The organism is Nocardia sp. A7 (genome assembly GCF_046549215.1).
Classification (GTDB): domain Bacteria; phylum Actinomycetota; class Actinomycetes; order Mycobacteriales; family Mycobacteriaceae; genus Nocardia.
Map to the genome: position 1 here is coordinate 2,118,579 of NZ_JAJPWE010000001.1, position 12,309 is coordinate 2,130,887.

Genomic DNA, 12,309 nt, shown 5'->3' on the forward strand with positions numbered 1-12,309 from the left:
GGAATGGACGAGAAACTTATGCACTTCCAGGCAAATACGCGGCAATCGCACTGGCTTCGCCGGGGTCTGCTGCTGTCGGCAGCGATCGCCGCGACCGGGGCACTGATCGCCGTGCCCGCGCAGGCTCAGCCGACTCTGCCGGGCTTCGGCGCCGGTTCGAGCCAGCCCGCGGTGAACGAGCCCGCGCAGCCGGCGCCGTTCGCGCCGCCGAACATCAACATCGCCGACGGCGAGACCGTTGGTGTCGCGCAGCCGATCGCCATCACCTTCAAGGAGCCGGTCGAGGACCGCGCGGCCGCCGAGCGGGCCATCAAGGTCACCTCGAGCACCAACGCGCCGGGCTACTTCTACTGGACCTCCAGCAAGCAGGTCCGCTGGAAGCCCACCGAGTTCTGGCCCGCCAACACCAACGTGACCGTGGTCGCCGGTGGCACCACCAGCTCGTTCCACATCGGTGACGCGTTCGTCGCCACCGTCGACGACGCCACCAAGATGATCGTCGTGACGGTCAACGGCGAGGTCGTCCGGGAAATGCCGACCTCGCTCGGCAAGCCCGGCTACGAGACCCCCAACGGCACCTACATCGTGGGTGAGCGGCTCGAGAAGATGACGATGGACTCGTCCACCTACGGCGTGCCGGTCACCGATCCCGAGGGCTACAAGCTCGAGGTCGAGTACGCGACCCGGCTGTCCAACAGCGGCATCTTCGTGCACGCCGCCCCGTGGTCGGTCGGCCAGCAGGGCTACTCCAATGCCAGCCACGGCTGCCTCAATGTGAGCACCGCGGACGGAAAGTGGTTCCTGGAGAACACCCGTCGCGGCGATGCCGTGATCATCACCGGCACCCAGGGCGGAACCCTCAGCGCAGGCGACGGTTTGGGCGACTGGAACTGATTCGCTGAACAAAACCCGAACAATACGATCACTACCGGTCGTGTTGTTCGGGTTTTTGCTGTAATCGGCACTGTGTGCCCGATGTTCAGAAAATCGGCGGGCAGGGTTAACCAACGGTTCGCCATGCGCCGTAAAGCTGCCGCGGTGCGACAGAGTCCAGAGCGGGTGCTCCCCGGGAGAAGCCGTCCGTGGCAGGACTACGCGCTGTTCGTAGTACTCGTGGTGCCGAACCTGGCGCTGCTCGGCCTGTTCGTTTACCGGCCGCTTGCCGACAACATCCGGCTGTCGTTCACCGACTGGAATCTCGCTGAGCCGGTGGCGAATTCGGTGGGATTCGACAACTACATCGAATGGTGGCAGCGCGACGACTCATGGAAAGTCGTCAGCAATACGGTGATCTTCACCGTGGCGGCCGTCGTGGTGAGTATGGCGCTCGGGCTGGCGCTGGCCATGTTGCTCGATCGAAAACTGTTCGGGCGCAATGTTGTTCGATCCGCCATTTTCGCCCCGTTCGTTATTTCGGGCGCGGCGATCGGCGTGGCTTTTCAATTCATCTTCGATCCGAGTTTCGGTCTGGTACAAGACATCCTGCATCGAATCGGCGTCGACAATGTGCCGGATTTCTATCAGGACCCCGAGTGGGCGCTGTTCATGGTGACACTCACCTACATCTGGAAGAATCTCGGCTACGCCTTCGTGATCTATCTGGCCGCGCTGCAAGGTGTGCGCGCCGAATTGCTGGAGGCGGCCGAAATGGACGGCGCGAGCAGTTGGACTCGGTTCACGAAAGTCCTTCTGCCCCAACTGCGTCCGACCACCTTCTTCCTGTCGATCACCGTGTTGCTCAACTCATTGCAGGTCTTCGACATCATCAATGTGATGACGCGCGGCGGACCGCTCGGCAACGGCACGACCACCATGGTGTTCCAGGTGTACGAGGAGTCGTTCCGCAATTTCCGGGCCGGGTACGGCGCCACCGTGGCCACGATCATGTTCGTGGTGCTGCTGGTGGTCACGCTGATCCAGGTGCGTGTGATGGATCGAGGCGAACGATGAAACATGTAGGCCCGCAGACGCTTTCCTACCAGCGCCGCGAACGCGCCGTCACCCTGCTCGGCTACGCGGCGATGGTGTGCGTGCTGATCATCGTGGGGGTCCCGCTGTTCTGGATCCTGATCACCTCGCTCAAGGACCGCTCCGACATCTACACCCAGCCCGCGGTCTACTGGCCCAACAGCTGGCACCCGGAGAACTACAGCCACGCCACCACCACGGTGCCGTTCTGGACGTTCCTGCGTAACTCGCTGATCGTCACCGGCATCGTGTCGGCGGTGAAGTTCGCGCTCGGCGTGTTCAGCGCGTACGGCCTGGTGTTCCTGCGCTTTCCCGGCAAGAACATCGTGTTCCTGGTGATCATCGCGGCGCTGATGGTGCCCAACCAGATCACGGTGATCTCCAACTACGCCTTCATCGCCCAGCTCGGTTGGCGAAACACCTTCCAGGGCATCATCATTCCGCTCTGCGGCGTCGCCTTCGGCACCTTCCTGATGCGCAACCACTTCCTGTCGCTGCCCGCCGAGGTGATCGAGGCAGCGCGGATGGACGGCGCGAACTGGTGGCGGCTGCTCACCCGCGTGGTGCTGCCCATGTCGGGGCCGACCATGGTGGCGTTCGCGGTGGTGACGCTGGTCAACGAGTGGAACGAATACCTCTGGCCGTTCCTGATGGCCGATTCCGCCGATGTCGCCACGCTGCCGGTCGGCCTGACCCTGCTGCAGAACACCGAGAACCCCAGCGTCACCAACTGGGGGCCGGTGATGGCGGGCACCGTGCTCACGATGTTGCCGATTCTGCTCGTCTTCCTTGTCCTGCAACGTCACATGATCAAAGGCCTCACCTCCGGTGCGGTCAAGGGTTAAATCTCGAACAGGAGTTCGCCAGTGTCCAACTCACGATTCCCGGCGCTGAGTCGCCGTGGCTTCCTCGGCCTGACCGGCGGCGTCGCCGCGGCCGCAGCTCTCACCGCCTGTGCGGGCACGGGCGGCGGATCCGGCGATTCCGGTGACGCCAACACCATCACCTTCTGGTCCAACCACCCCGGCACCTCCAAGGAGCTGGAGCTGGAGCTGATCAACCGCTTCCAGGCCAAGAACCCCGACCTGAAGGTGAACCTGGTCGACGCGGGCAAGAACTACGAGGAGGTGGCGCAGAAGTTCAACGCGGCACTCACCGGTGGTGAGCTGCCCGATGTTGTTGTGCTGTCGGATGTCTGGTGGTTCAACTACGCGCTGAGCAAGGCCATCGAACCGCTCGACGGGCACTTCGGTGCCGCGGGTGTGCAGCTGGGCGACTACGTCGACTCCCTCGCCGCCGACTACCTCTTCGACGGCAAGCACTACGCGCTGCCGTATGCCCGCTCGACGCCGCTGTTCTACTACAACAAGGACGTCTGGGCGAAGGCCGGCCTGCCCGATCGCGGCCCGAACTCCTGGCAGGAATTCGACGAGTGGGGCCCGAAGGTACAGTCGGTGGTCGGCGGCGACAAGTTCGCCCACGCCTGGGGTGACGCAAAGAACTACCTCGGCTGGACCTTCCAGGGCCCGAACTGGACCTTCGGCGGCGCCTACTCCGATCAGTGGAAGCTGAAGTTCACCGATCCGGGCTCGATCGCCGCGGCCACCTACCTGCGCGATTCGATCAACGTGAAGAAGTACGCCGCCATCCGGCCGCAGATCGCGGTCGACTTCGGCACCGGTGTCGCCGCCTCGACCATCGCCTCCACCGGTGATCTCAAGGGCATCTTGAAGAACTCCACCGGCAAGTTCGAGCTGGGCACCGCGTTCCTGCCGCACCCGAACGGGCCGGGCGTCACCACCGGCGGCGCCGGTCTCGCCGTACCCTCGCGCATCTCCGACGCGCGAAAGGTGAACGCGCTCAAGTTTATCGAGTTCATCACCAACGGCGCCAACACCGCCTACTTCTCGCAGAACACGGGCTACATGCCGGTGCGCAAGTCGGCGGTGACCGATCCTTCCGAGATCGACTTCCTGGCGAAGAACCCGAACTCGAAAGTCGCCATCGACCAGCTCGCCGTGACGAAGTCGCAGGACTACGCGCGCGTGTTCGTGCCCGGCGCCGACCAGATCATCGGCACCGGCTACGAGCAGATCGGTCTCCAGAACGCCGATCCGGCAACGGTTCTCGCGAAGGTGGCCGCCGACGTGCAGGCGATCATCGACCGGCAGATCACGCCCAAGCTGCCCAAGTAGTTCACCCGCGCCGCCGGTGGTCGTCATGACCACCGGCGGTGTTTCGCTTTCCCCTCCTAGGAGAATTCGCCATGGCGACAGTGCAGTTCGACGGTGTGACCCACCGCTACCCCGGCGCCGACGCCCCCGCCGTCGACGCACTCGACATCGACATCGCCGACGGTGAATTCCTCGTGCTGGTCGGCCCTTCCGGCTGCGGCAAGTCGACGAGTCTGCGGATGCTGGCCGGCCTGGAAGCTGTCGAGTCCGGGACGATCCGGATCGGCGAGCGTGACGTCACCGCGCTGCCGCCACGGGCGCGTGACGTGGCGATGGTATTCCAGAGCTATGCGCTGTACCCGAACATGACCGTCGCCGAGAACATGGGGTTCGCGCTGCGCAATGCGGGAATGTCGAAGTCCGACACGCTGGTTCGGGTGAAGGAAGCCGCGGCAATGCTCGAGCTGGAGCCCTTGCTCGATCGCAAGCCTGCCAAGCTTTCCGGTGGACAGCGCCAGCGTGTCGCCATGGGTCGGGCCATCGTGCGCCGCCCGCAGGTGTTCTGCATGGACGAGCCGCTGTCCAACCTGGACGCGAAACTGCGGGTGAGCACCCGGTCCCAGATCGCGGCCTTGCAGCAGCGTCTCGGCACGACCACGGTCTACGTCACCCACGACCAGGTCGAGGCGATGACGATGGGGCACCGCGTTGCCGTGCTCCGGGACGGCGCGCTGCAGCAGATCGCCTCTCCGCGAGAGCTTTACGACAACCCACTGAACACCTTCGTCGCCGGGTTCATCGGTTCGCCGGGCATGAATCTGCTCGAAGCACCCGTGGTCGACGGTGAAGCCGTCCTCGACGGTCTGCGAATTCCGGTGCCCCGCGGTATCTCCGGTGCGCGGGTGGTGCTCGGCATCCGGCCCGAATCGTGGGAGGTCACCACCGATCCCGCCGGCATCACCGTCGTCGCCGAACTGCTAGAGGAACTCGGCGCGGAATCGTTCGTCTACACCCACGGCGCGGGCACCGACTGGTCAACGCGCTCCGGCAAGATCGTGGTCCGCGTAGACCGTCGGTTCCAGACCACCCTCGGCGAAACCCTGCACCTGCGACCGAAGACCGACGAGATCTTCTTCTTCGACGCCGACACCGACCTGCGTTTGCGCTAGGACAGGCCGGTCGCGGTGCGTCGACCGATCGCGGCGTTGAGGGCGCCGAGTTCGGCGAGAATGTCGGTGGCTGCCCAGATCCGGTTTCGTTTGGAATCGGAGACGACTTCGAGGATGCCGACATCGACGAGTCGATCCAGGGCCCGGTAGGTGGCCGAGTCCGTGGTCGTGCTGATGGCGCTCGCTTCGGCGATCGTGAGGATCGGATGCGCAAGCAGGTTCGCCAGTAGCGCCTCGTCGGCGGAGCCTGCGCGGGGGCGGGCCCGGTCGCGCCAGCCATCGGGGAGCGCGGTGAGCGCGCGGGCCGAATCGATCGCGGCCTCGCTCGCGTACACCGCGGCGAGCGCCAGGTACACGACGAATTCCTCGGCGGCGCCGGTTCGGTAGGCGGCCAATTGGGCGAAGTAGCGCGAGGTGTCGGCGAGCATGACCGAGGAGAAGGGGACGGTCACCCGGTCGGTCAGGCCGCGTCGGCGCAGGATGGCCGTCACCAGGGCGCGACCGATCCGGCCGTTGCCGCTGTCGAACGGGTGGATCGACACGAACTGCGCGTGCGCCAGCGCGGCCTGCACCAGGATCGGCAGGTCGCCGCGTGCGACGAAGGCGAGCAGATCGGCCACCAGTTCGGGCACGAGTTCTGGTGGGGGCGGCACGTACAGCGCGTTGAGAGGCGTGTAGTCACTGCCGCCGATCCAGGTTTGTGCCGTGCGGAAACGCCCGGCCTTCTCCCACTCCGGGGCGATCAGCACCCGATGAGCGCTGAGCAGACTCGCCTCGGTGATCTGCCCCTTCTCCGCGGTGTCGACCAGGCCTGCCAGCGCCCGCACCGCGGCCACCTGCGCCGCGGCTTCGGGATGAGCCGTCGCGCCGCCGAAGGCTTTGCTGAATGCTCGCCAGCCCGCGTCGATGTGCTCGATCCGCGACGACGCGACCGCCTCGCTCCGCAGCAGGAACTCGTGCAGGGAAGCCAGGTCGCCGTGGCCGGCTTCGAGATGGGTTACCGCGATCGCCGCTGCCTCGCTGGCCAATGTCGTTCGCCTGGTGGCGAAATCGAGCCGAGCGATGCGCGGGGGGATCGACACCGCGACCTGTTCGGGCATCGGGCCCACCCGTGAACCACGCCCGCCGCGCGCCGTCCACTCTCGCTGTTCGATGTGGTGAGCCGGCCAATTCATCAGTTTTGCAATACTTTCGCTATCGGAAACGCAACTAACTCGCGAATTGCTCGCGTTTTTCGGTGGTAGCGAGAGTAATCAGCTCACTACTCCCACTGGGTCGTCAAGTGAGACTGGTGGCCGCGTGGGCCCGCGCTCGGGCGACGGCTCGGCCGATGCCCTCGGTATAGGGGCCGCCGTGGCCGGGCAGGACCAGATCAGCCGCGAGCGATTCGAGGGCTCCGAGAGCCAGCACCGTATCCGGGGTCGAGTGGTTGAAGAACCTGGGCAGTACCTGGGGGCCTCGGGATTTCGAGGTGGGGTGGGCGGTAACCAGGGTGTCGCCAGTGGCCACCGCACCCGCGGCCGGGACGTGGAAGGCGGAGTGTCCCGAGGTGTGCCCAGGAGTGGGGACAGGGACCGGACGGCCGGGGAGATCCAGGGGGCCTTCGGTGGGGAAGGGCTGGATGTGGGGGACCGGGTTCTTGCGCAGGCCGCCCGCTCGGGTGATGCGCAGGGCCCAGCCGCAGGTGGAGATGTCGGTGAGCCGTTTGATGACGTCGAGCGGCGTGGCGGACTCGTGAACCTCGCCTTTGGCGTGGGCCACCTCGAGCCCGCTGGTGTAGGCGGGGATGCCGTACTTCGCCTGGAGGTGATTGAGGGCGCCGACGTGGTCCAGGTGGGCGTGGGTCAGCAGGACCGCTCGGATGTCCTCTGGGCGGTGACCGAGCGCCGCGATGGTGGCCTCGATCAGGGCGGCGTCGCCGTACCACCCCGCGTCGATCAATGTCAGGTCTCGGCCTTCGCGGAGCAGGACCATGTTCACATCTGTGCCCGCGATGGTGAAAACCTCGTCGGCTACCTGCTGATACCGCACTGATCGGACCCCTTCTCGAGTAACGGGTTTCGACCCTACCGGCGGTTCGCCCGCCGGCAGGGTCGAGCACGTCACCAGATCGTCACGCGCTCCGCGGGATCGAGGTACAGCGCGTCAGCGGGGGTCACGTCGAAGGCTTCGTAGAAGCTGTCGATATTGCGGATCACCGCGTTGCAGCGGAACTCCGGCGGCGAATGCGGGTCGACGGCGAGGCGGCGGATGGCCTCCTCGGTGCGGGCCTTGGTGCGCCAGACCTGCGCCCAACCGTAGAACACGCGCTGCAGACCGGTGAGGCCGTCGATGACCGGAGGTTCCTTGCCATCGAGCGAGATCTTGTAGGCGGCAAGGGCAATGGAGAGTCCGCCGAGGTCGCCGATGTTCTCGCCGATGGTGAACTCGCCGTTCACGGTGTGCTCGTCGGCCAGGTCGGCGGGGGAGAGCACGTTGTACTGGTCGATCAGGGCCTTGGTGCGCTTGCCGAACTCGGCGCGGTCCTCGTCGGTCCACCAGTCCTGCATATTGCCGTCGCCGTCGTACTTGGCGCCCTGGTCGTCGAAACCGTGGCCGATCTCGTGGCCGATCACCGCGCCGATGCCGCCGTAGTTGGCCGCGTCGTCGGCGTTCATGTCGAAGAACGGCGGGTGCAGAATCGCCGCGGGGAATACGATCTCGTTCATACCGGGGTTGTAGTAGGCGTTCACGGTCTGCGGGGTCATGAACCACTCGCCGCGATCGACCTCGCCACCCAGTTTGCCCAGGTCACGGTCGTGGTCGGCGGCATAGCCGCGCCGGTAGTTGCCGACCAGATCGGTCGGGTCGATCTCGACCGCGGAGTAGTCGCGCCAGGTGTCCGGGTAGCCGATCTTGGGGGTGAACTTCTCCAGCTTGGTCAGCGCGGCCGCGCGGGTGTCGGGGCCCATCCATTCGAGGTCGGCGATATTGCGCCGGTAGGCCTCCTGCAGATTGGCCACCAGTTCGACCATCCGTGCCTTGGCCTGCGGCGGAAAGTGCCGGGCCACATACAGTTTGCCGACCGCTTCGCCGAGCAGTTCCTGCACCAGCGACACGCCACGCTTCCAGCGCTCGCGGTTCTCCTCGGCGCCGGTGAGAGTACGGCCGTAGAAGTCGAAGTTCTCCTCGACGATCTCATCGGTGAGGAACCCCGCGCGTGCGTGCAACACCTGCCACGCCGCCCACGCCTGCCAATCCGCCTGCGGCACCTCGGCCCACGCGGTGGCGAAGGCACGCAGGTAATCGGGCTGACGCACCACGAGCTCGGCGAACAGGTCCTCGCCGGCACGGTCGAAACCGGTGGCGATGCCGTCTACCCAAGCAGCCCAATCGAATTCGGGGTTCGCGGCGACCAAGTCTGCGAACGTGGTGAGGTTGTAGCTCTTTTCGGCATCACGACGCCGCACCACATCCCAATGCCCTGCGGCGAGCTTGCGCTCCAGCTCGAACACGCGCTGTGCGGCATCGGCCGGATCGGTGGGAAGCAGTCCATCCAGTGACGCGTCCGCGGCGGCGATGGTGAACATCTTGGTGATGTGCGCGAGGTAGGCCGTACGGATCGCCGCGAATTCCTCGGAGCGGTAATAGGACTCGTCGGGCAGCCCGATCCCGGACTGTGTGGCGTGCACGAGGTACCGAGTGGAGTTCTTGTCGTCAGTATCGACGTAGTAGGCGAGCGCCCCACGGACACCGGTTCGCTGCAACCGTCCGATCAGCGCCGCGAACGCACTCGGGTCGGCGACCTCGGCGATCGCGCGCAGCTCGTCGGCGACGGGAGTGAACCCGGCCGCGGCGACCACGTCGGTGGCCATGAAGCTCGAGAAGAGATCACCGATCTTGCGGGCATCAGCGTCATCGGCCGCGCCGGACGCACTATCGGTGATGATCGCCTGCACATCGAGCTCGGCCTGGTCGTACAACGTGCGGAAGGCACCGTCCACGGCGCGGTCGGCCGGAATCTCGTACCCGGCCAACCACTGCCCGTTGACGTGCGCGAACAAATCGTCCTGCACCCGCACACCTTGATCGCGGAAGGACAGATCAATACCGGAGGGAGCGCTCAGATCAGAAGTCACGTCCCCCAGTATGCCGAAACACCGGGGTCCGGCGACGTGGTCTTACACGCAGGCGAACTCGTCGTCTCGGGCGCCGGCTACGAAGGCCTTCCACTCGTCGGCGGTGAAATGCAGGAGGACGTCCTCGTGGCGGAGGGTGGTTGTGCCGTCGGGGGAGGTGTGGGCGACGAGGTCGGGGTGACGGCGCGAGGACACGAGACAGTGCAGGAAGGCGGTCCACAGGGCGGTGTCGACGGTGATGATGGGCTCGTCCATGCCGGTGTTCATCGGGTTGCGGCGGAATTTGCTGTCTCGTATCTGGACAGCGTCTCCAGCGAAACGAACCTCGACACATTGGTTGCCGTTATTGGAGCGCGACGAGGTGAACCAGCCGTGTTCGGCCGGGCGGCGGCGAGCGGTGGTGGACATACCTCGAATCTTACACGCTCGCATACTCCCTGATCAGGGTGAGAGATTCGGTGCGAGAAAGGGATTGCTCGCGAGCGCGGACGTAGGCGAAGCCGAGATCGCGGACCTGTTCGGCATCGTCGACATGACCACCGAACACCGCGCTCTCGGCCCAGGCGAAGGTAGGTAGCTGATCGCTTGCGAAGTCGAGCAGGTGGAAGCTGGAACCGCCGAGAACGGCCCCTTCGGGGGCGCTGAACGGGATGACGCGCACGTCGACGGTGTCGAGCTCGCGAACCAGCGTGACCAGATGCCGCAACTGCTCGCGCAGCACCGCACCACCGCCGGTCTGCTGACGCAGCGTGGCCTCGCCGAGCACGGCGGTGAGTTCGAGCGGATCGGGTTCGCGCAGCCGTCGCTGACGACGCAGCCGTATCGCGACTAATTGGTCAACCTGCACCGGCCGGATCATCACATCGGCGCTGATCAACGCCCGCGCGTACGCCTCGGTCTGCAACAAGCCGGGCACGATCATGCTGTCGTAGCTGCGGATACTCTGCGCGCCCGCCTCCATCCCGTACAGCCGTTGCAACTCGGGACCGATCAGCGCCGAGGAGGCCGTCGCCCACCAGCCGCGCTGCTTACTCGCCTCGAGCAGGGCCAGCAGTTCGCCGCGTTCGTCGGGCGCCACATCGAGAACGTCGAGAACCGGTTCGATGGTGGTGCGGGTGAGCACCCGCCTGCCCTTCTCGACGTGCGACCAGTTGGCGGGCGTGAACCCGACGCGACGGGCGAAACCGGCCGAATCGTGTCCGCGCTGCTCGCGGAGCTCGCGCAACCGCAGCACGAGTTCCCACCGCGCGACGGTCGACGAAACGGGAGCCATGGGCGAAATCGTACGCCGATGGACACACCAGCTACTGACTATTGTCAGCGCGGTTGTGCGGCTATAGGCTGTCGGGAACGGTCTTTTTCTCGCACGTCCTGCCGTTATGAAAAAGTTTCCCGCGCCAACCGGTCGTGATGCTTCACCTCTCACCGAGATTCGCCCCGAACGAGCGAACTCTCAGCTACATCGAACCACCGTCGACAGAGACGAGGTCGTGATGAGCACGTTGCACACTGATGAGGACAAGGGCGGGTATACGGCGGCCGAGGAATACTCGGCCACCCAGGACGCTTTGGCGCGCTGTCGCCAGTACCGCAAGAACCATGGCCTCTACGGCGTCGTCGACGCCCCACTGGGGCGGATCGTGCTCGAGATCGGCTCGGTCGGTGCGGTGGTGATGCCATCGACACTGGGCGAACGGGTCCGCGGGCAGCTCGTCACGCGCGGCCTGCGCTGCGGACCGATCATCGCCCATCCACGCTCCGGTCGCTGGACCTTCCTCACCGGGCCGGTCGACAACTCCTACCTCGACACCGAACTGTTCGCCGAGCTGTTCCGGGTGTGCGCCTCGGTGGCCCTACCCGGCAGCGACGTGGTGCTGCCGTCGCCGGCCGACGAGCGCAGCTGCTATCGCACCTGGATGCAGGCCCCCGACGGCGATTTCCGGCCCGATTTCGCGCAGATCGTCGCCGCTACCAGGAGCATCGCCAAGTCGGCGACCCTGTCGCGCCAGCCCGGCTCGGCCTGATCTCAGCCGCCGCCCAGGCGCGCGTGCATCTCCCAGACGAGCACCTCGGCGTCGCCGTGCGGACGGAGCAGCTGGCCGCCGGAACGGGTCAGCCGGACGGCGTCGCCCTGGGACATGGTGCCGAGACCCTCGACGTCGATCTCGCCGCGCGCGACGAAAACATGCAGGTAGGGCGCGTCGGGGAGGGTGACACCTGGGCTGTCGGCGGGCATCCGCGCGACGTGCATGGCGGCGTGCGAGGAATTGATCGCGATGGCGGTGCGGTCGCGATAGCGGGGTAGGCCCGACGCGACCGTCACCAGATCGCCGCGCGCGAGTTCGTCATCGATCTCGAGCTGCTGGTAACCGGGCTCGACGCCGGGCTCGTCGGGAACCACCCACATCTGCACGAAATGAACGGGCTCGTCGTGGGCATTGCCGTCGAGGCGCCACGAATCGTTCTTCTCCGAGTGCTGGATGCCGGTGCCCGCGCTCATCCGCTGGGCCAGACCCGGGTAGATGACACCGTTGTGGCCCAGCGAGTCCTGATGCACGAGGCTGCCACCGAGCACCCAGGTGACGATCTCCATGTCCCGATGCGGGTGGGTGTCGAAACCCTCGCCGGGCAGCACCACGTCCTCGTTGTTCACCAGCAACAGCCCGTGATGGGTGTTGTCTGGGTCGTAGTGCTCACCGAAGGAGAACGAATGCTTGGAGTCGAGCCACGGGATCCGCGTCTTCATCCGGTCGCCACCGCGGTGTAGTTCGATCCGCGGCGGTGTCGTCGATGTGGGCGTCACAGTTCAATTCTGGCACCAATTGTGAAGGTGCACCGTTCACGGGGTGTGCGCGGTCCGTGAGGGTTCGGCCTGGCACT

General features: G+C 65.8%; 12 protein-coding genes. 6 read left to right on the forward strand and 6 right to left on the reverse strand.

Annotated elements, in window-relative coordinates; all coding sequences use genetic code 11:
• The first annotated feature begins 3 nt into the window (after positions 1 to 3).
• The 5 genes from ACLJPD_RS09620 (at position 4) to ACLJPD_RS09640 (ending at position 5,311) form a co-directional block, all read left to right on the forward strand.
• A complete protein-coding gene (locus tag ACLJPD_RS09620; protein ID WP_410871528.1) occupies positions 4 to 894 on the forward strand; it encodes a L,D-transpeptidase in 891 nt (296 codons plus the stop codon).
• Positions 895 to 1,038: 144 nt separating this feature from the next.
• The gene (locus ACLJPD_RS09625) at positions 1,039 to 1,950 is read left to right on the forward strand and encodes a carbohydrate ABC transporter permease (RefSeq protein ID WP_410871529.1); all 912 of its coding nucleotides are present in this window, start codon (positions 1,039 to 1,041) and stop codon (positions 1,948 to 1,950) included.
• Positions 1,947 to 2,813 carry a carbohydrate ABC transporter permease gene (locus tag ACLJPD_RS09630; RefSeq protein ID WP_410871531.1) on the forward strand — a complete coding sequence of 289 codons (867 nt, stop codon included), beginning with the start codon at positions 1,947 to 1,949 and terminating at the stop codon, positions 2,811 to 2,813. Before ACLJPD_RS09625 ends, ACLJPD_RS09630 begins: the two co-directional genes overlap by 4 nt.
• Positions 2,814 to 2,834: 21 nt before the next feature.
• Positions 2,835 to 4,163: an ABC transporter substrate-binding protein gene (locus tag ACLJPD_RS09635; RefSeq protein WP_410871532.1), complete on the forward strand. Its 1,329-nt coding sequence runs from the start codon at positions 2,835 to 2,837 to the stop codon at positions 4,161 to 4,163.
• A gap of 71 nt (positions 4,164 to 4,234) precedes the next feature.
• The gene (locus ACLJPD_RS09640; protein WP_410871533.1) at positions 4,235 to 5,311 is read left to right on the forward strand and encodes an ABC transporter ATP-binding protein; all 1,077 of its coding nucleotides are present in this window, start codon (positions 4,235 to 4,237) and stop codon (positions 5,309 to 5,311) included.
• On the opposite strand, the gene ACLJPD_RS09645 is transcribed toward ACLJPD_RS09640, so the two are convergent.
• From ACLJPD_RS09645 to ACLJPD_RS09665, 5 genes are all read right to left on the reverse strand, one after another.
• A complete protein-coding gene (locus ACLJPD_RS09645; protein WP_410871534.1) occupies positions 5,308 to 6,486 on the reverse strand; it encodes a Fic family protein in 1,179 nt (392 codons plus the stop codon). The genes ACLJPD_RS09640 and ACLJPD_RS09645 overlap by 4 nt on opposite strands.
• Positions 6,487 to 6,589: 103 nt before the next feature.
• Positions 6,590 to 7,342, reverse strand: a complete 753-nt coding sequence (locus ACLJPD_RS09650) for an MBL fold metallo-hydrolase (RefSeq protein ID WP_410871536.1) — start codon at positions 7,340 to 7,342, stop codon at positions 6,590 to 6,592.
• A 71-nt stretch (positions 7,343 to 7,413) separates the two neighbouring features.
• Entirely contained in the window at positions 7,414 to 9,429 is a 2,016-nt protein-coding gene (locus ACLJPD_RS09655) for a M13 family metallopeptidase (protein WP_410871538.1), read from the reverse strand.
• A gap of 42 nt (positions 9,430 to 9,471) precedes the next feature.
• The gene (locus ACLJPD_RS09660; RefSeq protein WP_410871539.1) at positions 9,472 to 9,837 is read right to left on the reverse strand and encodes a DUF397 domain-containing protein; all 366 of its coding nucleotides are present in this window, start codon (positions 9,835 to 9,837) and stop codon (positions 9,472 to 9,474) included.
• Positions 9,838 to 9,847: 10 nt separating this feature from the next.
• Positions 9,848 to 10,702, reverse strand: coding sequence for a helix-turn-helix domain-containing protein (locus ACLJPD_RS09665; RefSeq protein ID WP_410871540.1), 855 nt, complete (start codon positions 10,700 to 10,702; stop codon positions 9,848 to 9,850).
• Between the two features lie 220 nt (positions 10,703 to 10,922).
• Here ACLJPD_RS09665 and ACLJPD_RS09670 point away from each other — a divergent pair, with 220 nt between their 5' ends.
• The gene (locus ACLJPD_RS09670) at positions 10,923 to 11,453 is read left to right on the forward strand and encodes a hypothetical protein (protein ID WP_410871541.1); all 531 of its coding nucleotides are present in this window, start codon (positions 10,923 to 10,925) and stop codon (positions 11,451 to 11,453) included.
• Between the two features lie 2 nt (positions 11,454 to 11,455).
• Here ACLJPD_RS09670 and ACLJPD_RS09675 read toward each other — a convergent pair whose 3' ends face one another.
• A complete protein-coding gene (locus ACLJPD_RS09675) occupies positions 11,456 to 12,175 on the reverse strand; it encodes a pirin family protein (RefSeq protein ID WP_410871985.1) in 720 nt (239 codons plus the stop codon).
• Between the last annotated feature and the right edge of the window lie 134 nt (positions 12,176 to 12,309).